General features: G+C 75.8%; 21 protein-coding genes. 14 read left to right on the top strand and 7 right to left on the bottom strand.

Annotated features, from left to right (window positions below):
- Positions 1 to 489: 489 nt before the first annotated feature.
- Entirely contained in the window at positions 490 to 1389 is a 900-nt protein-coding gene (locus tag JOE68_RS27785; protein ID WP_204845335.1) for a cytochrome P450, read from the top strand.
- A gap of 248 nt (positions 1390 to 1637) precedes the next feature.
- On the opposite strand, the gene JOE68_RS27790 is transcribed toward JOE68_RS27785, so the two are convergent.
- The gene (locus JOE68_RS27790) at positions 1638 to 1952 is read right to left on the bottom strand and encodes a hypothetical protein (RefSeq protein WP_204845336.1); all 315 of its coding nucleotides are present in this window, start codon (positions 1950 to 1952) and stop codon (positions 1638 to 1640) included.
- Between the two features lie 631 nt (positions 1953 to 2583).
- Between JOE68_RS27790 and JOE68_RS27795 the strand changes: the two genes are divergently transcribed.
- Complete coding sequence (locus JOE68_RS27795; RefSeq protein WP_204845337.1) at positions 2584 to 4335, top strand: Xaa-Pro dipeptidyl-peptidase; 1752 nt, start codon at positions 2584 to 2586, stop codon at positions 4333 to 4335.
- 54 nt (positions 4336 to 4389) lie between these two features.
- Here JOE68_RS27795 and JOE68_RS27800 read toward each other — a convergent pair whose 3' ends face one another.
- Positions 4390 to 6780, bottom strand: coding sequence for a polysaccharide lyase 8 family protein (locus tag JOE68_RS27800; protein WP_204845338.1), 2391 nt, complete (start codon positions 6778 to 6780; stop codon positions 4390 to 4392).
- A 376-nt stretch (positions 6781 to 7156) separates the two neighbouring features.
- Here JOE68_RS27800 and JOE68_RS27805 point away from each other — a divergent pair, with 376 nt between their 5' ends.
- The 3 genes from JOE68_RS27805 to JOE68_RS27815 all read left to right on the top strand — a co-directional run bounded on the left by JOE68_RS27805 (position 7157) and on the right by JOE68_RS27815 (position 10745).
- A complete protein-coding gene (locus tag JOE68_RS27805; RefSeq protein ID WP_204845339.1) occupies positions 7157 to 9121 on the top strand; it encodes an NIDO-like domain-containing protein in 1965 nt (654 codons plus the stop codon).
- Positions 9122 to 9307: 186 nt separating this feature from the next.
- A complete protein-coding gene (locus tag JOE68_RS27810) occupies positions 9308 to 9862 on the top strand; it encodes a cysteine hydrolase family protein (protein WP_204845340.1) in 555 nt (184 codons plus the stop codon).
- 313 nt (positions 9863 to 10175) lie between these two features.
- On the top strand, positions 10176 to 10745 hold the full coding sequence (locus JOE68_RS27815; protein WP_204845341.1) for a dienelactone hydrolase family protein: 570 nt from the start codon (positions 10176 to 10178) through the stop codon (positions 10743 to 10745).
- A 119-nt stretch (positions 10746 to 10864) separates the two neighbouring features.
- Here JOE68_RS27815 and JOE68_RS27820 read toward each other — a convergent pair whose 3' ends face one another.
- Positions 10865 to 11788, bottom strand: a complete 924-nt coding sequence (locus JOE68_RS27820; protein WP_204845342.1) for an alpha/beta hydrolase family protein — start codon at positions 11786 to 11788, stop codon at positions 10865 to 10867.
- A 704-nt stretch (positions 11789 to 12492) separates the two neighbouring features.
- On the opposite strand from JOE68_RS27820, the gene JOE68_RS27825 reads away from it, so the two are divergent.
- Together JOE68_RS27825 and JOE68_RS27830 are read left to right on the top strand one after the other, a co-directional pair.
- The gene (locus tag JOE68_RS27825; protein WP_204845343.1) at positions 12493 to 13362 is read left to right on the top strand and encodes an AraC family transcriptional regulator; all 870 of its coding nucleotides are present in this window, start codon (positions 12493 to 12495) and stop codon (positions 13360 to 13362) included.
- Positions 13363 to 13586: 224 nt separating this feature from the next.
- Positions 13587 to 14339: a metal-dependent hydrolase gene (locus tag JOE68_RS27830; RefSeq protein ID WP_204845344.1), complete on the top strand. Its 753-nt coding sequence runs from the start codon at positions 13587 to 13589 to the stop codon at positions 14337 to 14339.
- Between the two features lie 17 nt (positions 14340 to 14356).
- Here JOE68_RS27830 and JOE68_RS27835 read toward each other — a convergent pair whose 3' ends face one another.
- The 4 genes from JOE68_RS27835 to JOE68_RS27850 form a co-directional block, all read right to left on the bottom strand.
- Positions 14357 to 15205: a hypothetical protein gene (locus JOE68_RS27835; protein ID WP_204845345.1), complete on the bottom strand. Its 849-nt coding sequence runs from the start codon at positions 15203 to 15205 to the stop codon at positions 14357 to 14359.
- Between the two features lie 10 nt (positions 15206 to 15215).
- Complete coding sequence (locus tag JOE68_RS27840; RefSeq protein ID WP_204845346.1) at positions 15216 to 15779, bottom strand: papain-like cysteine protease family protein; 564 nt, start codon at positions 15777 to 15779, stop codon at positions 15216 to 15218.
- A gap of 166 nt (positions 15780 to 15945) precedes the next feature.
- Positions 15946 to 16446: a hypothetical protein gene (locus tag JOE68_RS27845; RefSeq protein WP_204845347.1), complete on the bottom strand. Its 501-nt coding sequence runs from the start codon at positions 16444 to 16446 to the stop codon at positions 15946 to 15948.
- A gap of 207 nt (positions 16447 to 16653) precedes the next feature.
- Positions 16654 to 18594, bottom strand: coding sequence for an AfsR/SARP family transcriptional regulator (locus tag JOE68_RS27850; protein WP_204845348.1), 1941 nt, complete (start codon positions 18592 to 18594; stop codon positions 16654 to 16656).
- A gap of 291 nt (positions 18595 to 18885) precedes the next feature.
- Between JOE68_RS27850 and JOE68_RS27855 the strand changes: the two genes are divergently transcribed.
- From JOE68_RS27855 to JOE68_RS27885, 7 genes are all read left to right on the top strand, one after another.
- A complete protein-coding gene (locus JOE68_RS27855) occupies positions 18886 to 19014 on the top strand; it encodes a lasso RiPP family leader peptide-containing protein (protein ID WP_204845349.1) in 129 nt (42 codons plus the stop codon).
- Positions 19015 to 19073: 59 nt separating this feature from the next.
- Entirely contained in the window at positions 19074 to 19199 is a 126-nt protein-coding gene (locus JOE68_RS27860; RefSeq protein ID WP_204845350.1) for a keywimysin-related RiPP, read from the top strand.
- Between the two features lie 91 nt (positions 19200 to 19290).
- Positions 19291 to 21126, top strand: a complete 1836-nt coding sequence (locus JOE68_RS27865; protein WP_204845351.1) for an asparagine synthase-related protein — start codon at positions 19291 to 19293, stop codon at positions 21124 to 21126.
- The gene (locus JOE68_RS27870) at positions 21123 to 21380 is read left to right on the top strand and encodes a lasso peptide biosynthesis PqqD family chaperone (protein WP_204845352.1); all 258 of its coding nucleotides are present in this window, start codon (positions 21123 to 21125) and stop codon (positions 21378 to 21380) included. Before JOE68_RS27865 ends, JOE68_RS27870 begins: the two co-directional genes overlap by 4 nt.
- A gap of 2 nt (positions 21381 to 21382) precedes the next feature.
- On the top strand, positions 21383 to 21793 hold the full coding sequence (locus tag JOE68_RS27875; RefSeq protein WP_204846321.1) for a lasso peptide biosynthesis B2 protein: 411 nt from the start codon (positions 21383 to 21385) through the stop codon (positions 21791 to 21793).
- Positions 21794 to 21803: 10 nt separating this feature from the next.
- Positions 21804 to 22841 (top strand): LLM class flavin-dependent oxidoreductase, encoded by a 1038-nt coding sequence (locus JOE68_RS27880; protein WP_204845353.1) that lies wholly within the window; start codon positions 21804 to 21806, stop codon positions 22839 to 22841.
- 141 nt (positions 22842 to 22982) lie between these two features.
- The gene (locus JOE68_RS27885) at positions 22983 to 24839 is read left to right on the top strand and encodes an ABC transporter ATP-binding protein (protein ID WP_204845354.1); all 1857 of its coding nucleotides are present in this window, start codon (positions 22983 to 22985) and stop codon (positions 24837 to 24839) included.
- Position 24840 lies beyond the last annotated feature (1 nt).

The raw sequence follows: 24840 nt of genomic DNA on the forward strand, positions 1-24840 counted from the left end.
GTGCGAGGGACGTCCTGGTAGCTGAAACGAGTGACTGGGGCGTGGAGGCGGTATCGCCCGCATCGGCGTGGGAAGCCGGGGAGAGACCCTTCGGCAACGCGCTGTGCCACCGGGGTGAAAGCACGTGGACCGCCGTCCGGGTCCGACCAGCGTCCGACAGGTTGCCAGTACGGCGGCCGACCACGGCGGTGACCGCGATCGGAGGTTGGAGGTACCAGTGATCAAGGCGCCGGTCCATGACCCGATCAACGACCTGATCACGCCGCGGGCGTTGCGCGACCCGGCTTCGGCGTGGGGGCCGTTCCGGCACCGCGAGGGTCTGTGGTGGAGCGGCACCCTCGACTCCTGGGTGGCGACCTCGCTGAGTGACTGCTCGACGGTGCTGGCGGATGCCGACCGGTTCTGCTCGGACTGGCGGCGGCTGGGGGAGGACATCCCGGCCTCCGCGCTGAGCGTGCAGGCCCTCGACCCGCCCGAGCACACGGGGCGGTGCGGGCCCTGCTGGTCCACGCCTTCCACGCCCTGGACTGGGACCACGTGCGGCAACGGGCGGCCGAGGACGTCGAGCGCAGGCTCGCGGCGCTGGCCGACCGCCCGTCGTTCGACTTCATGGGCGAGTTCGCCGGGCCGCTGGCGCTGGCGGCCATCACCGACGTCCTCGGTGTCGCCCTGCCCGATCAGGGCCGGTTCACCGCGATCTCGGCCGACATCGTCGACTCGATGGACTACGCGCTGCGCCCGGACACCGTCGAGCCGGGGCGCGCCGCGCGCGCCGCCCTGGCCGAACTGGCCGGCCGGTGGCTCGACGAGCACACCTCCGGGCCCGGTGTGGTCGGCTACCTGGCCGCCCACCGCGCCACCGCCGACGTCCCCGGGACCGTCCTGCGCAACTCGTTGCGCGTCATCCTGCACTCCGGTTACGAATCGGCGAGCAGGCTGCTGGGCAACGCCCTGCTCGCCTGCCTGGACACCCCCGGCGCACTGGACGCCCTGGCCGACGGCGTGACCGACACCGCGTTGCAGGAACTGGTGCGCTGCGCCGGACCGGTCCAGGCCGAAGCCCGCGGCTGCGTGCGCGACACCGAGGTCGACGGGCACCCCGTCCGCCGCGGCGAGATCGTCACCGTCCTGATCGCCGCGGCCAACCGGGACGAGCGCGTCTTCGACGACCCCGACACCCTGCGCCTGGACCGCCGGCCCAACCCGCACCTGGGCTTCGGCCGCGGCTCCCACGCCTGCCTCGGCGCGCCGCTGGCCCTGCTGCTGGCCCGCACCGCGCTCGGCGCCCTGGCCCGCCACCACCGACCACCCCGACCGCTGGGCGAACCGGTCTTCCGCCGCAACGCCACGCTGCGCGGCCTGCGCCGGTTCGACCTGGGTTGGGGCTGACACCGAACCGCAGACCCCACCGAGGAGAGGAGGAGGCCATGCGTCACCTTCACTGACCCCACGCCCCAGCACGGTGCCCGGGTCCGGATGCCCGGGCACCGTGCCCGTCCTGCCACCGCCGACCCTATCCTCCGGGCTCAAGGACCTCGGCGGTCACCACGGCGGCCCTGCGGCGGGCACGCCGCCGTGCGAACCACCCAAGCCGATCACCAGCTCGTCGTCACAGGCCACCCCGCAGTCGACGGGGATCAGGAAACCAAGTTGCAGCCGGGCGGGTCGGCAGCTTCGGGGATGTAGATCGTCAGGATGTCGACGTCTTTGACGACGCAGGCGGCCTTGGGCGCCTCCGCGTCGAGTTCCTGCGCCCCGCGGTCGTCGACGAAGCGCGCCGCGGCGCTGCTGCCCGTCTCGTCGGGGGACGGGACGGCGACCACGGCACAGTCGCCACCGGGGGTTTCGTTCGGCCACAGCACCTCTGCGGTCACCTTCTGGGTCGGGGGCGTGCCCGTGGTGCAGAACTGCACCCGCAGCCCTTCGAGGACCTCGGGCTCGTCGGTGCGCAACAACACGACCCCGTCGGGGGCCGCGGGTCCGGCCGCGGCCGGCATGCCCGACCCCGCCACGACAGCGGCGACACCGGCGGCGACCGCGAGTGCTCGACAACGCCTCATCAGTTCGTCCTTCCTGCTCCGCCCCCTCACACCCCCGGGATCCCCTTGCGGCGCCGAACCATGCCCGACGGGCGTGGACTCCTCCTATCGGGGTCGGGTGCCGCGTACCGGCCCCACCAGGGCGCTCGCCGCAGACGGGATTCCGACGGCGGCGGGTGCTCGCCGCGCCGATCGGCTCAACAGGCGACCACTCGGCCCGACGGCGTGTGGTGTCGGCTGCCGGTATTTGGCGCCGTTGCCACACCGACTCGACCTGCCGGGTGTGGCTGTCCGAGAACGCGCGAGTGCAAGCCGGCCGGCGACAGCGCGTGAGCCTTGGCCGATCGACACGCTGACTCGGCGGGGAACGGCGCCCCGGCGGGTCGTGCCCGCCGCCCCGTCGTGGCGCGCGCCGGTGGAGCGTGAACGTTCCAGTCCCCCAGGACCTGCCTTCGCGTCGGCGCCTTCCCCCAGACTGGTCGGGCCGCCACACCTCCCCACCCGCGTGCCCTGCCGCACGCGCGCCCTGTGAAGGAGAACCGCGATGGCACCACCCCCTGCACGCCGCCGCCGGCCGAACTCCCTGCTCGGCGTCGGCACGGCGGTCCTGATGGCCGTCACGGCCACCACGGCCGCCACGGGCGCTCCCGAGGCGCTCGCCGCACCGCCACCGTCGGTGGCCGTCGAACAGCGGGTCTACGTGGAGTCTGCGGTCGACAGCGACCGCGACGGGCGGCCCGACCGCATCGCCCTGGACATCTCCCGCCCGGCCGGCGCGGGCCGCTACCCGGTCGTCTTCGAGCACAGCCCGTACCGGACGGGTCTCAACACGGTCCCCATGCACTGGGTGGATGTCGACCGCCTGCCGCAGGAGGACCTGTTCGGCGTCACGGCCGGCCGCCACCCGGTGCGCGCGGCGTCGCCGAACCTGCCCGGCTGGCTGGACGACTACTTCGTGCCGCGCGGCTACGCCGTCGTGCTGGGGCACAGCATCGGCACCGGCGCGTCCGAGGGCTGCCCGACGACCGGCGACCAGCAGGAGGCGTTGGCGGGCAAGGCGGTCGTGGACTGGCTCAACGGCCGCGCCCGCGGGTTCGACGCCTCCGGCCGGGAGGTCACGGCCTCGTGGAGCAGCGGCAGCGTCGGCATGACCGGCGTCTCCTACAACGGCGCGCTGCCGAACATGGTCGCGACCACCGGTGTGGCGGGCCTGAAGACGATCGTGCCCGTCGCCGCGCCGACCAACTGGTACGACTACTACCGCGCGAACGGGCTCGTCGTCGCGCCCGGCGGGTACCAGGGCGAGGACGCCGACGTGCTGGCCAAGGCCGTCGTCACCCGCGCCGGGTGCGCCGACGAGATCGCCGCGCTCACCCAGCGGCAGGACCGGGTCTCCGGCGACTACAGCGCTTTCTGGGACGAGCGCAACTACGTCCGCCTGGCCGGGCAGGTGAAGGCGAGCGTCTTCGTCGTGCACGGCCACGGTGACTGGAACGTCAAGGGGACGCACTACGCGCAGTGGTGGGAAGCCCTGCGCCGCAACGACGTCCCGCGCAGGATCTGGCTCCACCGCGGCGGTCACGGCGAACCGGCGCGGTCCGACTACCGGCCGGCCCTGCTGCGCTGGTTCGACTACTGGCTCAAGGGCGTCGACAACGGCGTCCTGCGCGAGCCGGTCGCCGAGGTCGAGCACACCACCGGCTGGCGCAGGCTCGCCGACTGGCCCGACCCGGCCGCGAAACCCACCGCGCTGCACCTGACCGCCACGTCGGCCACCGCGCCCGGCGTGCTCGCCCCGGAGGCGGGAACCGGTGTGGCGCAGTCGTTCGAGGACAGGGGCCGCACGCGGACCGCGGCACAGCTGGTCGCCCGGCCCGACACCGCCGACCCGAACCGGCTGGTCTTCCGCTCGGCCCCGCTGGCCGCGGCGTCCCGCCTGTCCGGCGTCACCACCGTCGCGCTGAAGGTGGCGCTGGAGAACCGGGACGACGCCAACGTGACCGCGCTGCTGGTCGACTACGGCCCGGCGGGCAGCACGGCCGCGCCCGTGGTCGTGACCAGGGGGTGGATCGACCCGCAGAACCGCGACTCGGCCGGCGCGGGCGCGAAGGTGGTGCGCGGGCAGGAGTACGAGCTGCGGTTCCCGCTGGAGCCCAAGGAGCACGTGTTCGCGGCCGGTCGGCGGATCGGGCTGGTCGTGATCTCCACCGACCACGACCACACCCTGCGCCCACCGGCCGGGGCCAGGCTGCGGCTGGGGCACGGCAGCACGGTGACGGTGCCGCTGGCCACCTGACCCGGCACGCCGTTGCGGACGGCCCCGCGGGGCCGACCGGAACGGCGTCGCGGGTCAGAGGCGGACGCGGAGGACCTGGGTGGCGCCGGCGGTGCCGCTCAGGTCGCCGAAGTCGACCGAGAGGCTCTGGCCGGTGCGGGTCGCGACGACCGTCGGCGGGGCGGACAGGACGGCGGCGACGGGGCGGCGCCAGGTGACGGTGAGGGAGCGGACGTCGCGGGTGGGTGCGGCGACGCAGAGGGCGGCGGTGCCGTCGGAGCAGATGCGGGCGAGCACGGAGCAGGGTGCGGTGGCGGTCAGCGGGGCGGTGGCGCCGGCGGTCCAGAAGTTCACCGCGGTCACGCCGATCTCCGGCAGGGCGACGCCCTGGACCTGCTCGGTGTTGTCCAGGACGGTCAGCCAGTCGGCCAGGTCGGCCGCGCGGGCGCGGGTGCGCTCGGCGGTGGCGCCGGGGAGCAGGACGTAGCGGTAGGCGTCCTTGGCCTGGGTGGCGCCGTGGTCGAACCACAGGGTCTGGTAGCGGCGGGTCACGGGTTCGGTCGAGCCGTTGACGTTGATGTCGCGCCAGCGCCCGGTGCGCTCCTCGCGCTGGGCGCGCACGGTCTTGTCGTCGGGGAACAGGTAGCCGCCGTGGCCGTGGAGGTGGGCCCACCGGGGGTTGGTCAGGCTCGCCGCCCACGGGAACCCCGCGGGCTGGGCGACGCCGTCGACGGTGAGCACGGCCACGCCCCGTTCACCGAGGTTGCGGTTGTCGACCACGGTCCGCACGGTCGTGCCGTCCTTGCAGTGGACGCCCGCGCCGAGGCAGACGACCGCGTCCTCGGCGAAGAACCAGGACTTGCGGGCGGTCAGGCTGGAGGACAGGCCGTGCAGGTGCTGCCCGACGGCGGCGAAGACGCCGTCGGTCGTCCCGCCCACCCAGTCCGCGGGCGGGACCGGCAGCGCGTAGTCGCCGCCCTCGCCGTCGGCCAGCGGCTTGGTGGAGGCGGTGGTGCCGGGCAGGAGGTAGGGGTCGACGGTGGGCCAGAACCCGTCGGAGTACTGGCCGCGGTCGCCCCACCAGCACAGCATCCCGGCCCCGGTGTGCCAGCCGCGGAAGTTCTCGCCGTTGCCGTACTCGTAGTGCGCGATCCGCCGGGAGGCCATGCTGACGACCGCGGCCCACCCCGGGCCGCGGTGCACGGCCCGGTCGGTCCAGGGGAACAGCCGGTGCCCGGCCGGTTCGGGCAGCGCGGTGACGGCCGGGTCGGCGGCGATGGCGGCGAGCCGGGTCAGGCCGGCGAAGTCGACCGAGCGGTCGGTGAGCACCGGCCAGCGGGTGTCGCGCTGGACCCAGCCCTTGACCAGGCCGTGCCAGTGGTCCCGCTCGGTCGGGGGCGCCCCCTTCGCCAGCAGGGCGATCCCGGCGATCAGGGCGTGCCCGCGGGCGTGGTCGTCCTCTTGGATGGCGCCCGGTCCCGCCCCCGCCCGCAGCCCGCGGCTGATCGCGCGCCCGGACACGGCGTCGAACACCAGGCCGTCGAAGATCAGCGGCGCCCAGGTGCGCCGCACCGAGCCGAGCACCACCTCCCGGTCGGGGTGGGTGATCTGCCAGGTGGAGCCGGCCAGCAGGGCGAACAGCAGCCCGAGACCGGTCAGGTAGTCCACGCCGTAGGCGCCGGCGTAGGGCAGCCTCTCGTGCTGGATGAACGACCCGTCGGGGTGGATGCCGTCCCCGCTGGTCACCTGCGCCATCGCCGCGCTGAGCGCGTCCCTGGCCAGCGCCACCTTCACCGCGTCCTGGCCGAGGACCCCGCGCAGCGCCAGCACCTGGCAGTGGTTGACCCGGTTGGAGCCCAGGCTCACGCCGGGGCGGTCCTCGACCTCGCGGTCCGGCACGAAGTGGTCGACCGCGGCCAGGTAGCGGGCCAGGCTCTCGGCCGGGACGTGCTCGTAGAGCAGCACGCAGGCGTCCTGCATCGCCTGCGGGGCGCCGATCCGCCAGTGGTACCAGTTGCCGTAGGTCTCCCGGCCCGCGCGGTACACCTCCGCGTTCATGTGCTCCAGCCCGCGGAGGGTGCACTTGAGCAGCTCCGGGTCGTGGGTGTGCCCGGTGTTGGGCTGGTTGTAGGCGAAGGCCATGGTGCGCAACCGCTCGTAGCTGTCGCGGATCCTGCCGGAGCGCACGACGGCCTCCGCGTCGTCACCCGGCGCCGGGGCGGTGAACACCGCGTCCGGCCACAGCGACCCCGGTGCTATGCGCATGTCCTTGCGCAACCGCGTGGTGGTCGCGCCCAGGCCGGCCAACCGCGAGCTGAACGGCTCCACGGTCGGGTTGAAGCCCGTGCCCAGCAACAGGTCCCGCCACCGCACCCGCAGCCCCGCGAACTCACTGGCCGCGGCGGTGCCCGCCCCCGCGAGCATCCCCCCGCCGACCGCCGCGGCCAGGAACAACCGCCTCGACACCGGACTCATCCGGACCCCCGACCATCGCTGGAGTGACGCTCCCGGGCCGACCGTAACCAGCGGGGCGCTCCCGCCGCACACCGCGCCACCGCCCGCTGTTCGGGCTCCCGCACAGCGGGGCGGGGATTCCCCACCGGGGCGACTGCGCGGGCGCCGTCGCTTCCCCGGTATTCCGGTTGCCGTGGACTCCAACGGGGTCTGCGTGCCGCTGCGACGACCCCGGGGTGAGCCGGCGTCCGGTCAGGGCCATCGGCGTGAACGCCGCGTGGCCGTGCGCAGCAGGGTGTCCAGCCGGGCAGACCAACTTCCTTGTGGTACGGGACCGGAGCAGCCACGGTGGGGCGGTCGGTACCCTCTCCACGGCTGGGAGTGCGCGATGCGCAGAGCGTCCGCCGTCCTGATCCTGCTCATCGCCCTCGTGACCGCGCCCGAGGCGGTGGCGGCCGAGAACCCCTACACCGCCACCGCGACACCATCGTCCTATGTGGAGGGTGACGAGGTCCTGGACCTGACCGGCGACGGCGTCGACCGGTTCGTCGTCCTGCCCTTCAGCATGATGTTCCACGGCACGGCGTACCCCTCGATGAAGGTCGCCGACGACGGCTACCTGGCCTTCGGCCGGCTGCCGGACGGGCCCGCGCCGGCGCCCGGACCGCTGCCGTCGGCGGCGGAGCCCAACGGGGCCGTCTACGCGTTCTGGGACGACCTGGTCATCGACGCCGAGGCGGCCGTGCGGACCAAGGTGGACGGTGTCGAACCCGCGCGGCGATTCGTGGTGGAGTGGCACAACGTCCGGCGCAAGGCCGAACCCGACAGCCGGTTGAGCGCCGAGGTCGTCCTGCACGAGGGCGGGCAGATCGTGCTGCAGTACAAGGGGATCGACACGCCCGCCGAAGCCGGTGCGCACGCCGTGGTCGGTATCGAGGACGCCACCGGGTCGTCGGCGCTCACCTGGTCCATGCGGCAGCCGAAGCTGTCCGACGCCACCGCGGTCCGGTTCCGGGTGCCGGGCACGATGCTGGTGCGCGGGGTGGTCCGCAACGCCAACGACGGCGCACCGATCCCGCTGGCCGACCTGAAGACCGTGGTGAACGGCCGACCGGTCGCGATGTACACGGTCTGGGACGGGGCCTACCGGTTCGAGGTGTCGACGCGGGGCGCGGTGATCGACGTGACCGCCGAGGGCTACCCGGACACGCGGGTGGAGGTGCCCGCGGGCGCGGACAACACCGTCGTGGTCCGGGACGTGCCGCTCGCCGCGCCTGCGCTGGCCGTCGGGTCGGGGCCCGTGGAGATCGCGGTCCCGGCCGGGCAGAAGCGGACCACGACGGCCACGGTGCGCAACACGGGCGGCCTGCCCGGCACGTGGGACGCCGTGCACGAGATCGAGGGCGGCACGACGCTGCCGCAGCCGGACAAGCCGGGCGCGGTGCTCAGGTCGTGGAACCCGGTCGCCTCGGGGGTGCCGCGGGGGTACGGGATCGCGGAGCTGGACGGGCACGTGTACATCTCCAGCCGGGCCGACGGGGCGCTGTCCCGCCTGACCCCCGACGGCGTCCTGCTGGGGACCCGGCGGTTCGACGAGCCGGTCGGCGACCTGGCCGTGCTGCGCGACCAGGGCCTGCTCTGCTACGTCGCCGGCGGTCCGACGATCAAGTGCGTCCGCCCGCTGACCGGCGAGGTCGTGCACTCGGTCACCGGGGCGGACTGGCACGCCGACGGGGGCGGCCTCGCGCACCGACCGGGCACCGACACGTTCTTCGTGGTGGACGGCAGGACCATCACCCAGGTCAAGGGGCCGTCGCACGCCGACGCGGGCGCCGTGGTCGGGCGGTGCGGGCTGAGCCGGTACGACCAGAGCGCGCGCATCGCCGGGATCGCCTTCGTCGCCACCGACCCCACCGGGGGTGAGTTGTGGATCTACCTGGTCTCGGCGGGGTACGGGCGGGTCGGGTACCTGTCGCGGGTCTCCCCCGAGGGGTGCGGCAGCCGGGACCTGATGGCCGACCCGATGCCGGGCGCGTACACCGGCGCCGGGCTGGAAGCCGACCCGGCCGGCAACCTGTGGGTGTTCTCCAACCCGCCGTACGCCTACCCGGGTCCCACCGACCAGCCGCCGAAGGTCTCCTACCTCCAGACCGGGTCCCCGGTGCACACGCCGCTGCCGTGGCTGGGGGGAGGGGCGCCGGTCGTCGTGCCGGCCGGGCAGTCGCGCGCCGTGGAGGTCACCGTGGACGCGACGTCGTTGCGGCCCGGCGTGCACCTGGCCGCGCTGGAGCTGGTGACCACCGGCCCCGGCCGGCCGCGGCTCGGCATCCAGGTCCGGGTGGTGGTCGGGTAGCCGCCGACGCCCCATGCCCGCACCCGGCTAGACTCCCGCCCGAAGCCGGTTGATCACCGCGGTGCGGCGGAACCCGGGCCACCGGGCCGGGATCGGCGGCTTCGCCCGCCGCCGAGATCACCTGGCCGCCGGACCGGTCGCCCCGCCCACCGCGGGCGCCGGGGGAGCGGCCGGACGGGAGCCCCCATGACCACCGCGCTGATCGTCGGCGACGTCCAGCGGGGCATCACGGCCGGCTACCCGTTCGCCGGGCGGGTCGTGCCGCCGCTCACCGACCTGCTCCCGCGCGCCCGCGCGGCCGGCGCCCTGGTCGTGTTCGTGCGCTTCGCCTTCCGGGACAACGGGGCCGACGTGCCGCCGGGCAGCGCGCTGCTCCGGTCGTTCTACGAGGCCGGGGACGCCTTCCACGAGGGATCGGCCGGCACCGGGGTCGACCTGCCGGTCGCCGAGGAGGACGTCGTCGTGCTCAAGCGCCGCGCCGGGGCGTTCGCCGGCACGGACCTCGACCTCGTGCTCCGCGCCCGCGGCGTGGACCACCTCGCGGTCGCCGGGGTCGCGACCAGCGCCATGGTCGCCGCGACGTGCTACGACGCGGCCGACCGCGGCTACCGGGTGACCGTGCTGCGGGACGGCTGCGCCGACGGCGACCAGGCGGTGCACGACTTCTTCATGGACGCCGTCTTCCCGGGCCGGGGGTTCGAGGTCGTGCCCTGCGCCGACTGGGTGGTGCCGGCCCCCTGAAGGGGATCTCCGGCTGAAGGGGATCTCCGGCCGAAGGGGATCCCTGGCTGAAGGAAATCTCCGGCCGTGTCCGGTGCGGGAAGCCCGCCGGTGGTCGTCGTGAGCCGCTCGCCGGCGATCCCGCCCGGGACGGCGTGCATACTCCCGCCCGCACCGGGTACCCGGCGTTCGCCGTCGTGCGGTCGTGCCCCCCGAAGCCGTCCGCACGGCAGGCTGGGCCGGGACGACCGTTGAACAGCCAGCGGTCGTCCCGGGCCGGCTTCGCCGTACCCGGTGAACCGACCACCCGCGCGCGTGGCGGAGAGGACCTGACGTGGCCGAAGTGCTGCTGTTCCACCACGCGCACGGGTTGACCCCCGGTGTCGCGGCCTTCGCCGAGCGGTTGGCGGCGGCCGGGCACACCGTGCACGTGCCGGACCTGTACGAGGGGCGGGTGTTCGTCGACCTCGGCGCGGGCCTGGACTACGCGCAGGAGGTCGGGTACGGGGTGATCGCCGAGCGCGGCCTCCAGGCGGCCGAGGGGCTGCCCGGCGACGTCGTCTACGCGGGGTTTTCCCTCGGCGTGCTGCCGGCGCAGATGCTGGCCCAGACCAAGCCGGGCGCCGCGGGCGCGCTGCTGGTCAACGCGTGCGTGCCGGTGTCGGAGTTCGGCCGGCCGTGGCCCGCGCGCGTGCCGGTCCAGGTCCACGCGATGGCCGACGACGAGCTGTTCGTGGCCGACGGGGACCTCGACGCGGCCCGCGACCTGGTCGCGGCGGCGGGCGACGGCGAGCTGTTCCTCTACCCCGGCGACCGGCACCTGTTCGCCGATGAGAGCCTGTCGTCGTACGACGAGACCGCCGCCGCGCTGCTGATGGAGCGCGTGCTGGCGTTCCTGAACTAGTGCCCCGCCCCGGGGCGTCGGTCCGGTGATCGGTCCGGTGGTCCGGGCCGGTCCTCCCCGGTCGAGCGGGAGGCGGTCGCGGGCTGTCGTCCGGAGGTGCTCGCCCCCCGCGAGCGGGTTCAGGCGCCCCGGCCGCCGGTCCGGTCGGTGATCCACCGGGTCAGGGCGTCGAGGTAGCCGGGAGCCAGGTGGGCGCCGCCACCGACCCGGACGCGGTGGTCGGCGCCGGGGAACACCTCGACGGTCAACGTCGCCCGGCGGTCGCGGTGGCGGTGGCAGGCGGCGGTGGTGAACAGGCGGATGCTGTCGGCGACCGGGACCAGTTCGTCGTCGGCGCCGAAGATCGCCAGGTGCGGGCAGCGCAGGCGCACCGCGTCCGGGATGGGGTCGTGGTCCTGCTTGCGCTTGAGGAACTCCCAGAGGCGCTCGTCCACCTCGGCCGCGTGCTCGGTGAACGCGGTCGGCGGGGAGTGGGCGAGTCGGGTCGCCTCGGCGAAGTCGGCGTCGCGCCGACCGGCCTCGATGACGCGGTCGTAGGCGGCCAGCGCGGCGTCGACCTCGTCGTCGGTGATCCCCCCGGTCCGCCGCAGGGCGGTGGCCAGCGCGTAGCGGTCCTGCACGGCGGGTGTCGTGCCGGGACCGCCGTTGGTGACGACCCACGGCACGTCCTCCCGCAGCGTGGTGGTGCGCAGGACGACCCAGGCGCCTTCGCTGTGCCCGAACAACCCGACGGCCTCGCTCCGCACCTCCGGCCGCGCACGCAGGAAGTCCAGCGCGGCGGCCGCGTCGGACGCCAGGTCGTCCACCGTCGCGTCGAGCCAGTCGCCGGACGACCCGCCCACGCCGCGCTTGTCGTAGGACAGCACGGCGATCCCGGCGCCCGCCAGGTGCCGCCGGATCGCCGGGAAGTGCGTGTCGTTGTCCCGGTCCGACGGCCCCGATCCACCGACCATGACCACACCCGGCACCGGTGCGCCGCGCTCGGGCAGGGCCAGCGAACCGGCCAGCACCACCCCCGCGCCGGCGAAAGTGACGTTCTCCAACAGGACTCCCCCGAGTTGACGCTGATCACAGCGTAGCCCCGGCACCCAAACGATTTGAGCCGTCGGCCCGCCACACCGGTTCCGGAGCAACGGCTCTGCTCGTGGTTTCAGCTGTTCGACGCGGTTTTGGCCCGGGCCTGCGGTGTGCCGGCCGGATGGGTTCGGCGGGGCGTTCCCGCTGACCCGCGTCAACGACACGCCTCCGGCACCGGCTCCCGCGTCGTGGCGTGGCGTGGCGTGGCGTGGCGTGGCGTGGCGTGGAAGTCTGCCTCCGCCGGGCTGCGGCTCCACGTCGGCGTCAACGACCGCGAACTCGTCCGGACCCGGCTGTCGAACCTGTCCCACGGGTCGAAGTCATCGGTGTCGACTCGGTGGGCACGCGACGCCCCGATCACCGGTGGAACCGCCCGCCCCCACGGTCTCCAGCCGCGCCGGCCCGAAGGTCGGGGCTTCGCGGGACGCACCGATCCGGTCGTGCGCGGATCGGTGAGCAGGACGATCCCGCCGTGCACTCCTTCGGACGAGCACCGGATCGGACCATTCAGGGCCGCCGCGCCGACGGTGGCGGGGGTGTTCCGCCGGCCACCGGGGACCCGCGAAGCGCCCCACCGGGCGGCGCGCGTGGTCGAATTGATCGGATCGGACCGCGGAGGTCGGGCGCGGCAGGGGCGCCTTCCGACAGGCTCGATGTCGAAGGAGGTCCCGTGATCACGGCACTCAACCGGCTCGTCGCCGTCGTCGAGGAGCACCTGACCGAGGAGGTCGACGTCGGCGGGCTGGCCGGTGCGCTCGGCACGACCGAGTACCACCTGCGCCGGATGTTCTCGTCGCTGGCCGGGATGCCGCTGTCGGAGTACGTGCGCCGACGCCGCATGACCGTCGCCGCCGCCGACGTCGTCCGGGGCGAGGACGACCTGCTGGGCATCGCCGTCCGGCACGGGTACGGCTCGACCGAGGCGTTCGGGCGGGCGTTCCGGGCGGTCCACGGCGCAGGGCCCGGCGAGGTCCGCCGGAACGGGGGGCCCCTTCGCGCACAACCGCAACTCAGGTTCCGCCTGACCGTCGAAGGGAGCCACCCCGTGGACACCCGCATCGCCGACCGCCCCGCGTTCCGGCTCGTCGGGCACGCAGCCCGCGTCCCGCTCATCCACCAGGGCGTCAACCCGCACATCCGGCAGCACATCGCCGCGCTGCCGCAGCAGGAGCACGGCCGGCTCAAGGAGCTCGGCGACACCGAACCGGGAGGTCTGCTCCAGGTCTGCGACGACCTCGACCCCGACAGCGCGGAGGGCAGCGAGCTGACCTACCTGCACGGGGTCGCGACCTCCCCGGCCACGCCGGTCCCGGACGACCTCGACGCCATCGAGGTGCCGGCCGGCAGGTGGGCGGTCTTCCGCACGGCGGGCCCCTACCCGCAGGCCCTGCAGGACACGTGGGCCGCGACCGCGACCGAGTGGTTCCCCGCGAACCCGTGGCGCCTGCGGCCGGGTCCCTCGATCGTCGCGGTCCTCGACCGCGCCGAGGACTTCAGCACCGCGACCTGCGAGCTGTGGCTGCCCGTCGAACCGGCGTGACGAGCGCGCCCGGACCCGCGAGCGCGAGCGGGTCCGGGCCCGCCGCGGCGATCTCCCGGTGTGGACGCCGCGGCGGTGGGGAAGTCCTGTCCCGGCCACGAGCGGTTCGTGGGCCGGCGGCCGGTGGTCGCCGGCGGGGGAGCGTCGTCCCGAGGGGGAGTGGTGGGAGTGGTCGGTGCCGGTGGGGTCCCGGGGAGCGGTCGGCCGCCGGCCGGGGGAGCCTGATGCTCGGCAGGACCCACGCCGCCACCGGCTGGTGCGCCGGGCTCGCCCTCGCCCCCGCGCTGGGCGCCCACACCCTCCCGCAGGCCGTCGTGGTCGCCGTCGTCACCGCGGGCTCGGCCCTGCTCCCGGACCTGGACCACGCCGGCTCCCGCGCCTCCCGCCTCCTCGCCCCCGTCACCAACCTGCTCTCGACCGTGGTGCAGTTCCTGTCCCGCGGCCTCTACCAGGCCACCAAGGGCCCTCGGGACGAGGACGTCTCCGGGGAGCACCGGCACGCCACGCACACCGTCGCCTTCGCCGCGCTGCTCGGCTGGTGGGTGGGCTGGTGGACCGGCGCGATGGGTCGGTGGGCGGTGCTGGTGGTGCTCGGCGTGGCGCTGCTGCTGGCGGTGGCCGCGCTCGGGGACTGGCTGCTGCTCGTGGCCGCCGGGGCGGTGCTGCTGTGGATCGGCGGCGGCGGGGGCTTCGACGGGGTGGGCGGCCTGGGCGGCTGGCTGGGGTGGGCGGTCGGCGTGGGCTGCGTCGTGCACTGCCTGGGCGACGCCCTGACCCTGTCGGGCTGCCCGTTCCTGTGGCCGATCCCGATCCGCGGGGAGACCTGGTACGAGATCCGCCCGCCCCGCCTGCTCCGGTTCCGGACCGGTGGGCCCGGCGAGCTGCTGGTGGTGTGGCCGGTGTGCGTGGTGGCCGGGGTGCTGCTGCTGCCCGGGGTGTGGCCGCTGGTGTCCGGGTTGTGGTCCTCGGCCGGCTAGCGCCGGCGCGCCCGGCCTCAGCCGGTGGCGCCGCGCCGGCGGCGGTGGACGAGGAGGGCGACGACCGCGAGCGCGAGCACCGCGCCCGAACCGCCGGCGAGCAGCGGCGCCGGGGACGACGCCTCCTGCGGGGCGCCGTAGCCGCTGGACATGCCCGCCGCGTCGTACTCCGAGCCGGGCAGCTTGTCGGCGTAGCGGCCCTTGACCAGCTTCTGGTACTCGCCCAGCGACAGCGACGCCCGCCCGCCCAGGCCCTGCCGCGCCTGGTCGTTGAGCGGTTCGACCGTGAGGAGCGTGAGCTGGTACCAGCCGCGGATCTGCGGTTCGCTGAACACCAGGCTGCCCGGACCGGCCTTGCCGGCGTACGCGGCGTCGCTGTCGCCCTCGCGCACCGCCGCGAGGCGCCAGCCGCCGCCCTCGGTGCGGGAGAGCAGGACGGTGGCCTGGCGGCCGTCGACGGCGGCGCTCAGCGAGGCCACCAGGTGGCTCAGCCCGACCGCCTCGGCCGCGACCGGCTTGGCCGTGCCGGCGACGAAGCCCGGCGTGATCTCGTTGACTGCCAACGGGTCCTCGACCGTGAAGGCCGGCATCCCCTCGCACGGCCGGGCCTTGTCCGGGATCGTCAGCGGCGCCTCGGAGCCGCCCGCGGGCAGCGGCGTGCCGAGGAAGCGGCAGACGGCGTCGCGGACGGCGGTCGACCTGACCGCGTCGAGGGCGGACTGGTAGTCGGGGATCTCCGGCAGCTGGTCCTCGGCCGCGTGGGCCGGGCCGGCGGACAGCAGCGCGGACGCGCTCAGCGCCAGGGCGGTGGTCAGGAGGGAGAGGCGCGGGGCCACCCGCTCGCCGGACGTTCGTGTTGTGCGCATGTCGCCTGCCTTAACCGGAGACGCCGATCCGGGAGTGGGTCCACTTCGACGAGCTGTTGCTGACGTAGTCGTTGTAGTTCCACCACGTGTAGGTGGTGGTGTCCGGCCACGGGTCGGCCACGGCGATGGTGTTGTTCGAGGTGTCGAAGCCGTAGATGACGTTCATGTGGCCGCCGCCCGAGGACCACCCGATGCGCGCGCCGATCGGGCGGGCGGCCTTGACCTCGGTGTGGACCTGGTTGAACGAGGCCGCGCTGCCCAGGCCCGAGCCGGGGTGCGCCATGCCGAGGCTGCTCCAGGCCCTGGCCATGTCGTCCAGCGTCGCGGGCTGGTTGTCGCAGCCGTAGCGGGGCTGGGCCCGGGTGCAGAAGTCCGCCTGCGTGCTGCCGCGGCCGTGGTACTTGGCGATCGTGAGGCCGGAGGCCACCCAGCACCACTGGGTCTTCTCCTGCTTGTACATGGCGATGTCGTCGTACGCCGCTTCCGCCCCGGCCGTGCCCCCGGTGGTCGCGAACAACCCCGAGGCCGTCAGCGCGACGGCCGCCGCCGCGGTCGCGAACCTGAATCCGCCCATCTCCCCGCCTTCCCGTGCGCGATGAGTTCGGTCCGGCAGGGACATGACAGCGCGAAAACCCTTGTCGCACAGGGTCGGAGCAGGAAATACGCCCACAAGGGTGAGCCACCGCGGGCGCGGGGAGGGGTGACGTGAGGGGCGTTCCCCCTCGCCGGTCGAGGCGTGGTCAGCCTCGGGGGTCGAGACCGGTCGCGCCCCGGCGGTCAGCGGAGGAGTCCACTTCGGACAGCCGGTGCCGCTCCAGCGTGGCCTGCCGGGAGCGGCGGATGCGTTCGCGCTGCCGCAGGCCGAGGGGCAGGACGGCGAACAGCAGCACCAGCGAGAGGACCACGTGCGGCACCCCACCGCCCAGTCCCGCGACCCCCTCGGCGAGGAACCCGGTCACCCCCAGGGCCAGCCCGAGCAGGCCCGGTAACGCGAACACCACCCGCATCGCCTTCACCGGGAACGGCGTGGCCAGCACCGCGTCGGCCTGGTCCACCAGCGGCCGGGCGAGCCGGGGGTCCTCGACCGGTTCGCCCCGCCGCAGCGCGCGCGAGACGGCTCGGCGCTGCCGGAAGCCCAAGCCGCGCAACGCGGTGGAACCCCACACCCGCCGCATCACCACGGCCATGACGAGGCCGAACACCGCGCCCGAGACCAGGCCGGAACCCAGGCTGTCCTGCATCAACCCCTGGTAGACCCCGAAAACCCCACCGACGAGCAACCCGACCAGAACGGTCCTGCCGTACGAGTACCGCCGTGCCACCGAATCCTCCCCCGAGTCGTCTCCCGGCGGCGTACCCCGGCGGGTTCCCGCCCAACCGCACCGCCCGCCCGCGGCGCGGTGGGCGACCGGCCCGGTGCGGCGTCCCGCAGGGGGGCGGTCGCGCCGTCAGCGGGCGACCGCGGCGCCGGCCGGGGAGAGCCGCGCCGGCTGGTCCGCCCGGCGCCCCCTCGGCAGGGCCTGGATCGCCCGGGCGAGGGCGCCGGCGGCGGACTCCCTGGCCACGGCGCGGTGCAGGTCGTCGAGGTGGTAGCGGTGCGGGCCGGGTTGGGTCAGGACGTTCGCCAGGACCAGGCGGCCCAGGGCCAGGCGGAGCACGGCGGTGTCGCCGCCGGTGAGCCGGGCGGCGGTGGCCAGGTCGAACTCGCGGTCGGCGGCGAGGGAGAGCCGGTGCAGCAGGTCGGCCTCGGCCGGGCGCAGCAGGCGCTGCGGGCGGCCCAGCGCCGTGCGCACGCTGGCTTCGTCGTCGTCGCCGGTCTCCAGCAGGTCCAGCCGGGTGTGGTCGGCGCGCAGCTCCTCGACCAGCGCGGCCAGGGTGAGGCCGGGCACCCGGGAGACCTTCTCCACCGCGATGCGCAGCGCCAGGGGCAGGCCCGCGCACAGCTCCACCAGTTCGGCCACCGCCGCCGGGTCGGCGCGCACCGGCTCGGGACCCGCGGCGGCGGCGACCAGCTCGCGGCCCTCCTCCACCGACAGCCGCCCGACGCTGAGCCGGTCCGCCCCGTCGCGCGCCACGAGCCCCCGCAGCTGCGACTGGCTGGTGACGAGGGTGAGCGCGGCCGGGCCGGGCAGCAGGGGGCGCACCTGCCGCACGTCGTGCGCGTTGTCCAGCACCACCACCATCGGCCGCCGGGCGACCGCCTCGCGCAACGCCGCCGCGCGGGCCCCGGTGTCCTCGGGCACCCCGTCCTCGCCGACGCCCGCGCCCAGGAGCAGCGCGCCGAGGGCCTCGTGCGGGGTGAGCGGCGGGGCCGGGTGCACGCCGCGCAGGTCCACCGCCACGTGGCCGCCGGGGAACCGCCGCCCGACCCGGCTCGCCCACCGCAGGGCCAGCGCGGTCTTGCCGGTCCCGGCGGGCCCGTCGACCACCACGATCCGCGCGCCGGCGTCCCGGGCGGCGAACCGGTCCAGCGCCGCCAGGTGCCGGCGCCGGCCGACGAGGCCGAGGGGCTCGGCCACCTCGACCGGGGACCGCCGCGCGGCCGGGCCGCCGGCGCCGGTCCCGCCGCGGGCGCCGGGGCGCGTGGTGGCGCGGGGGTCGGCGGGCGGGGAGGTCGGCGCGGAGGCCGGGGAGGTCGGCGCGGCGGGCGGGGGCTCCTCCTCCGCCAGGATCCGCCGGTGCAGCTCGCGCAGCGGCCCGGACGGCGCGACGCCGAGCCGGTCGGCCAGCAGCCGCCGCACCTTCTCGTAGGCGAGCAGCGCCTCCGCGCCGCGCCCGTCGCGGTGCATCGCCCGGATCAGCCTGCACCACAGGGATTCCCGCAGCGGGTGGTCGGCCAGCGCCGACCGCAGCGCCACCTCCGCGGTGTCCGCCGACCGGGTCTCGACCAGCAGGTCGCTGTGCCTCTCCAGCACCTGCAACCACTCCTCGGTCAACCCCGCCGCCGCCTCGTCGACCCAGCGCGCGGGCTCCAGCCCGTCGAGCGGCCGGTCCCGCCACAGCCGCAACGCCGAACCGAGTGCGGCCAGCTCCGCGCGGGGGTCGGCCGACCCCCGCGCCTCGCGGACCACCCGGCGGAACCGGTGCACGTCGACCTCGTCCTCGCCCGCGACCAGCCGGTAGCCGCCGGCCGCCGACTCGATCACCTGCCGCCCGCCGGCGCCGCGCAGCCGCGTGCGCAACCGCTTGACGTAACCGCGCAGCGTGGTGCGCGCCGACGGCGGCGAGCCGTCCTCCCACAGCAGTCCGACCAGCGCGTCCGCGCCCACCGCCTCGCCCCGGCGCAGGGCCAGCGCCGTCAGCAGCAGCCGCTGCTTGCCGCGGGGCACCGCCACCCGGCGTCCGTCGACCCGGACCTGCATGTCCCCCAGCACCTTCACGAAGAGCACAACCACCCCCGGCGGACGTCGGCGTGCGGACCGGGCCGACGCTAAACCCGTCCCGCCGCCCGTGCTGTGGTGCGTTCGTCCGACACCGCGGTTTTCCCTTCGGGGCAGGCAATTCCCCGTCACGTGTACGCGCCGCTGGTCAGGCCGTCGTGGCGCTCGCGTGGTCGGTCGTGGCGCGGGGGAACCACCTGCGGCCACGGTCGCGCCACGCCGGTGCCATGCCGTGCTGCGACGGTGGTCGGGCGGCGGTCGGCGCCGCGACCGGTGAAACGACGAGAGGAGTTGGTCCCCGTGACCGACGAGACGACCGTGTACGAGCCGCCCGCCTTCGTCGAGGTCGGCGACTTCGAGAAGGTCACCCTCGGCCCGCGCGGCTGGGGCTTCGAGTTCGACGTCCGCTGCCTCGTCTGGTGCGACTGACCGCTCCCGGTCGGCCCACCCCCCGACACACCCCTGCCACGAACTACCGGAGGTACGAGATGACCGAGGACGCGAACACCTACGAGCCGCCCACCATGTCCGACGCGGGCGAGTTCGACGAGGTCACCCTCGGCGGCGGCGGCCGCGGCTACGACTACGACAAGGAGTGCTGGATCTTCTGCTGATCCGGCCCGAGGTGCGGTGACGCCGCGCCGCGCCCCGGCGCGGCCCCGCCCGGCCCGATCCCGGTCCCGGTCGCACGAGGTGGAGGGTGACGTGCAGTTCCTGGTTCTTCCCGACAGCGCGGCGGGCGCCCGCGTCGCGGAATCGGTCCGCCCGGCCGCGGGGGGACGGGTGATCGCGCACCCCTCCGGCCGGCCCTGGGTCGTGGGCGCCTGGCGGTCCGACGAGGTGGTGACGGCCACCGCCGGCACCCGGTCGCTGGTCCTGCTGGGCAGCTCGACGGCCACGGCGGCCGGCCTGCTCGCCGAGCTGGACCGGCTCTCCGGGCTGCGCGACCTCGACGCCGTGCCCGGCCGGATCGCGGGCAGCTACCACCTGCTGGCCTCCTTCGACGGCCGGCTGCGGGCGCAGGGCACGATCTCCGCGGCCCGCCAGGTGTTCCGCACCAGGGCCGGCGGCACCACGGTCCTGGCCGACCGGCCGCAGGCGCTGGCCGCGCTCGTCGGCGCCGGGCTGGACGAGGCCCACGTCGCCCGCCACCTGATGGCGCCCTCCGCGCCGTGGCCGCTCGCCGACCGCCCCGCCTGGACCGGTGTCGTGCGGGTCGAGCCCGACAGCCACGTCGTGGTCGACCCCGACGGCACGCACACCACCACCCGCTGGTGGACGCCGCCCGCGGCGGAACTGCCCCTGCGCGAGGGGGCCGAGCGGGTGCGCGGCGCCCTGCGGGCCGCCGTGGCCGCCCGCGCCCACGGGCCGGGCCGCACCAGCGCCGACCTGTCCGGCGGCATGGACTCCACCAGCCTGAGCTTCCTGCTCGCCGAGCGGAACCCCGACCTGGTCACCACCCGGCTGGAGGCGGTCGACCCGGCCAACGACGACGCCCGCTGGGCCGCCCGCGCCGCCCTGGACCTGCCCGAGGCCGACCACGTGGTGATCCCCCGCGGCGAAGCGCCGCTGAACTTCACCGGCGCGCTGGACCCCGACCCGGACGCGGAGGGACCCTTCGCGTGGCTGCGCACCAAGGGCGTGCTGGCGCACCACGCGCGGCTGCTCGCGGACAAGGGCGTCACCCGCCACCTGACCGGGCACGGCGGCGACGAGCTGTTCTACGTGATGCCCGCCCACGACCACAGCGCGGTGCGCGTCGACCCGCTGGGCTACCTGCCCCACCTGCGGCCCAACCGCAGCCTGCGCCGGTGGAGCCTGGGGCAGGCGCTGCGCTTCCTCGCCGACGGGACCAGCTACGCGTCGTGGCTCGACGCCGCCTCCCGCACGCTCACCGCCGGCCTGGGCCACACCTCGCACCCCAGCATGGGGTGGGGCGAGCCGCCCCGGCTGCCCGCGTGGGCCACGCCGCGCGCGGTCGAGGCCAACCGGGTGCTGCTGCGCGAGGCCGCTGCCGCCGCGCCCGAACCGCTCTCGCCGCTGCGCGCCCAGCACGCCACCCTCGACATGGCGCGCACCTGCGGGGACGGGCTGCGCCGCGCCACCCGCGTCACCGAGCGCCACGGCGTCAGCTGGCACGCGCCGTTCGTCGACGACCACGTCGTCGAAGCCGCCCTGTCGATCCGGCTGCGCGACCGCGCGGAGGCCAACCGCTACAAGCCGGTCCTCGCCGCCGCCATGCGCGGCTCGGTGCCCGACCACGTCCTGGGCCGCCCGACCAAGGGCGAGTTCAGCGCCGACGTCTACGCGGGCCTCGACCACCACAAGCGGGAACTGCTCGCGCAGTGCGCCGACCTCGAACTGGAGCGGCTCGGCCTGGTCGACGGCGACGCGTTCCGGCGCGCCCTGGTCACCCCGCACCCGGCCGCGCGCACGCTGATCCCGGTGATCACCACGCTGGCGTGCGAGTCGTGGCTGCGGTCCGCCGCCGCCGCGCGGACTTCCGCGCCCCTGTCCGCCACCTCGGGAGGAGCCCGATGACCTTCACCCTGGCCCGCCACGTCAGCGCGACCGACACCGACAGCGGCATGGTGCTGCTGGACCAGCGGTCGGGGCGCTACTGGCAGCTCAACGGCACGGCCGCCGCGGTGGTGCGCGGCCTGGTCGACGGCAAGCGGCCCGAGGACGTGGTCCGGGCGCTGAGCCAGGCGCACCCGCAGCACGCGGAGCGGGTGGCGTCGGACGTGTCGGCGTTCCTCGGTTCGCTGCGCGAGGCGAAGCTGGTGACCACGTGAGCATGCCGATCACGCTCGAAGCCGCCGGCCGGGTCCGGTTGCCGCGCCGGGTCGCGGCGCTCGTGGCCGTCGGCGCGGCCCGGGCGCTGACCCGGCTGTCCCCGTGGCGGTTGCGGCGCGCCCTGGAGGTCGTGCGGCGCGGTGCTCGACCGGCCACCGCCGCGCGTGCGCTCGCCGCCCGCTCCGCCGTGGTCTCGGTCAGCACGCGGTGCGCGGGCCAGCAGTGCCTGCAACGGGCCGTCGCCACCGCGCTGCTGTGCCGGATGGCCGGCCAGTGGCCGGACTGGCGCACCGGGGTGCGGACCGAGCCGTTCCGCGCGCACGCCTGGGTCGAGGTGGCCGGGGAGGCCGTCGGCGAGAACGAGGACGTCTCGCTGTACCGGGTCGTGTTCTCCGTGCCCGCGTCGGTGTGAAGGAGGATCCGTGGACGCCCGTTTCGGTCTTCTGCTCAGCGCACGGCGCGACGACGGCCAGTCCGACGCCGACGTGCTCGGCCGCACGGTGTCGCTGGCCCGCCAGGCCGACGCCCTGGGCCTGGACGACGTCTGGGTCACCGAGCACCACTTCCTCGACCGGGTGGTCTCGCCGTCCGCGCTCGCGCTGGCGGCCTACCTGCTGGGCGCGACGCGCCGGGTGACCGTCGGCACGGCGGTCACGCTGCTGCCGCTGCACTCGCCCGCGCACGTCGCCGAGCAGGCCGCGCTGCTCGACCACGTCTCCGGCGGTCGCTTCGCGCTCGGCGTCGGGCGGGGGCAGCCGCTGGCCGAGTACGAGGTGATCGGGCGCGGCGCCGACCGCTGGCGCGCCGGGATGCCCGGAGCCGTCCGGGAGCTGCTGGCGGCGTTGCGCGGCGAGCCCGTCGCGGAGGACCTGGTGATCACGCCCGGCCCGCGCGCGGCGGGTGGGCCGGACGTCCTCGTCGCCGCGAACTCGGAGGACTCGGTCCGCCTGGCCGCGGCGCACGGCCTGCCGATGCTGCTGTACTTCGACAAGGACACCGCCGCCAAGCGCGAGATGATCGCCGAGTACCGCCGGGCGGGCGGGCCGGCGGACGCCGACCACGCCTTCGCCGCCTTCGTGGCGGTCACCGGGACCGAGGCCGAGGCCCGCGCGCTGATGCGGGACCGGGCCCGCACGGTGGTGGGCGCCGACAACCGGCCGCGCCACCTGGTCCCGGTGTCCCGCACGCCGCCCACCGGCGCCGCGCTGGAGGCGGTGCTGGACACCGTCACCGAGCGGCTGCTCGGCTCCCACCCCGTCGGCGCCCTCGACACCTGCGTCGAGCGGCTGGCGGGGGAGATCGCGGCCTCCGGCTGCACCCGCGTCCTGTGCCAGGTGGAGTCGCCCGGCGGCACCGCCGACGCGCAGCGCCAGCTGCGGCTGCTGGCGCAGGCCGTCGTCCCCGGCGTCCGCTCCGCCCTCGCCGCCGCGCAGGCCCCGCCGAAGCCGGTCCTGCGCTGACCCCACCGCGGCCGGTGCCGTGCCGACCGCACTGCGGCCGGTGCCGTGCCGACCGCACCGCGGCCGGTCCTGCGCCGACCGCACCGCGGCCGGTGCCGGTGCCGGCCGCACCGCCGCGGCACCACACCGAGAGGACGGCACATGCGCTTCGACGGGCGGTTGCTGCTCACCGCCACCAGGGCGAGCGGGTGGCACGGCGCGGGGATCGCGGTGGCCGCCCTGGTCGAGGCCGGGGCGGCGCTGGCGCTGCCCGCGGTGGTGGCGCGGGTCGTGGACGGGGCGATCGCGGGCACGCCGGCGCCGGTGTGGCCCGTCGTCGTGGCGCTGGCGCTGGTCACGGCCGCCGAAGCGGCGGCCGTCGGGTTCGAGCGGCGGGCCGGGGTGCTGGGCGCGGTGCGGCTGCGGCGGGGGCTGCTGCGGCACCTGCTCGCGCTCGACGTCGCGACGGCGCGGACGTGGAGCACCGGGGACCTGCTCGGCCGCGTCCTGCAGTCGACCACCGCCGCGGCGTCCGCCACCAGCGCCGCGATCGGGCTGGTCGTCTCGCTGCTCACCTCGCTCGGCGGCGTGGTCGCCCTCGTGCTCGTCGACGGCTGGCTCGGGGTGGCCGTGCTCGCCGCCGCGCCGGTCGTGCTGTGGCTGTTCCGCTGGCTCACCCGGCAGGTCAGCGCCAACACCGGCGACTACCAGGACGCCTTCGCCGACCTGGTCACCCGCTTCGGCGACGCCGTGGACGGCGCCCGGACCATCCGGGCGAGCGGGACGCTGGAGCGCGAGACCGCGCGCGTGCTCGACGTCGTCCCGCGCCTGGGCGCGGCGGGCGCGCGGTTCTGGCGGATCCAGCGGACGGCCGTGTGGCGCTCGGGCCTGGTCATGCCCGCGCTGCAGGTCCTGGTGCTGGCCGTCGGGTGCGCGCGGCTGGTGTCCGGCCACCTCAGCGTGGGCGAACTGCTGGCCGTGCAGGCGTACTTCGGCTACGCGACCGGCCTGTTCCGGCAGAACGCCCTGCTGAGCAGGGTCGCCCGCGCCCTCGGGTCGGCCGAGCGGGTGGCCGGGGTGCTGGCCGAGTCGCTGCCGCCGGCCGGGCGCGCGACCCTGCCGGCGGGCGGCGGGGCGGTGGAGTTGGACGACGTCGGCGTCGTGCGCGGCGGGCGGGTCCTGCTCGACGGGGTCACCCTGCGGATCCGCCCCGGGCAGACGGTGGCGGTCGTCGGCGGCACCGGGTCCGGCAAGTCGACCCTCGCCGAGGTCGTGGGCGGGCTCAGCAGGCCCGGCACCGGGCGGGTGCGGCTCGACGGCGTGGACCTCGCCGAGCTGAGCGGGCCCGAGCTGCGGGCCGCCGTCACCTACGCGTTCGAGCGGCCCGTCCTGCTGGGCGCGACCGTCGCCGACGCGATCGGCTACTGCGACCGGCCCGCCTCCGCCGCCGACGTCACCGCCGCGCTGCGCGCCGCCGCGGCCGAGGACTTCGTGCGCCGGCTGCCGCTCGGGGCCGACACCCCGCTCGGCGACCTGCGGCTGTCCGGCGGTGAGCTGCAGCGCCTCGGCCTCGCGCGGGCGTTGTGGCGCGAGGCCCGCCTGGTCGTCCTGGACGACGCGACCTCCAGCGTCGACGTGGTGACCGAGGAGCGCATCACCGCCGCGCTCGGCGCGGCGATGCGCACCGGGACGCGGCTCGTGGTGGCCCACCGCGTCGCCACCGCCCGCGCCGCCGACCTCGTGGTCTGGTTGGCGGGTGGGCGGGTGCGCGCCGTCGCGCCGCACGCCGACCTCGCGGCCGACCCCGACTACCGCGCGGTGTTCACCGCTCCTGACCTCGCCGCTCCTGACCTCGCCGCTCCCGATCCCGCCACGCCCGATCCCGCCACGCCGGTTCCCGCCGCTCCCGAACCAGCCGTGCCCGAGTCCGCAGCGCCCGAGTCCGCGGCGGCCGAACCCGCAGCGGCCGAGTCCGCCGCGGCCGAGTCCGCCGCGGCCGAACCCGCCCGGAGCGTGTGAC

Origin of the sequence: Saccharothrix algeriensis (genome assembly GCF_016907655.1) — a bacterium.
Taxonomy (GTDB): domain Bacteria; phylum Actinomycetota; class Actinomycetes; order Mycobacteriales; family Pseudonocardiaceae; genus Actinosynnema; species Actinosynnema algeriense.

Bases quoted from the DNA above. Each gene is read 5' to 3' on its own strand.
- JOE68_RS27795 (WP_204845337.1), top strand. From the start codon at position 2,584: ATGGCACCACCCCCTGCACGCCGCCGCCGGCCGAACTCCCTGCTCGGC.
- JOE68_RS27805 (WP_204845339.1), top strand. From the start codon at position 7,157: ATGCGCAGAGCGTCCGCCGTCCTGATCCTGCTCATCGCCCTCGTGACC.
- JOE68_RS27810 (WP_204845340.1), top strand. From the start codon at position 9,308: ATGACCACCGCGCTGATCGTCGGCGACGTCCAGCGGGGCATCACGGCC.
- JOE68_RS27830 (WP_204845344.1), top strand. From the start codon at position 13,587: ATGCTCGGCAGGACCCACGCCGCCACCGGCTGGTGCGCCGGGCTCGCC.
- JOE68_RS27835 (WP_204845345.1), bottom strand. From the start codon at position 15,205: ATGCGCACAACACGAACGTCCGGCGAGCGGGTGGCCCCGCGCCTCTCC.
- JOE68_RS27840 (WP_204845346.1), bottom strand. From the start codon at position 15,779: ATGGGCGGATTCAGGTTCGCGACCGCGGCGGCGGCCGTCGCGCTGACG.
- JOE68_RS27845 (WP_204845347.1), bottom strand. From the start codon at position 16,446: ATGCAGGACAGCCTGGGTTCCGGCCTGGTCTCGGGCGCGGTGTTCGGC.
- JOE68_RS27860 (WP_204845350.1), top strand. From the start codon at position 19,074: ATGACCGAGGACGCGAACACCTACGAGCCGCCCACCATGTCCGACGCG.
- JOE68_RS27870 (WP_204845352.1), top strand. From the start codon at position 21,123: ATGACCTTCACCCTGGCCCGCCACGTCAGCGCGACCGACACCGACAGC.
- JOE68_RS27875 (WP_204846321.1), top strand. From the start codon at position 21,383: ATGCCGATCACGCTCGAAGCCGCCGGCCGGGTCCGGTTGCCGCGCCGG.
- JOE68_RS27885 (WP_204845354.1), top strand. From the start codon at position 22,983: ATGCGCTTCGACGGGCGGTTGCTGCTCACCGCCACCAGGGCGAGCGGG.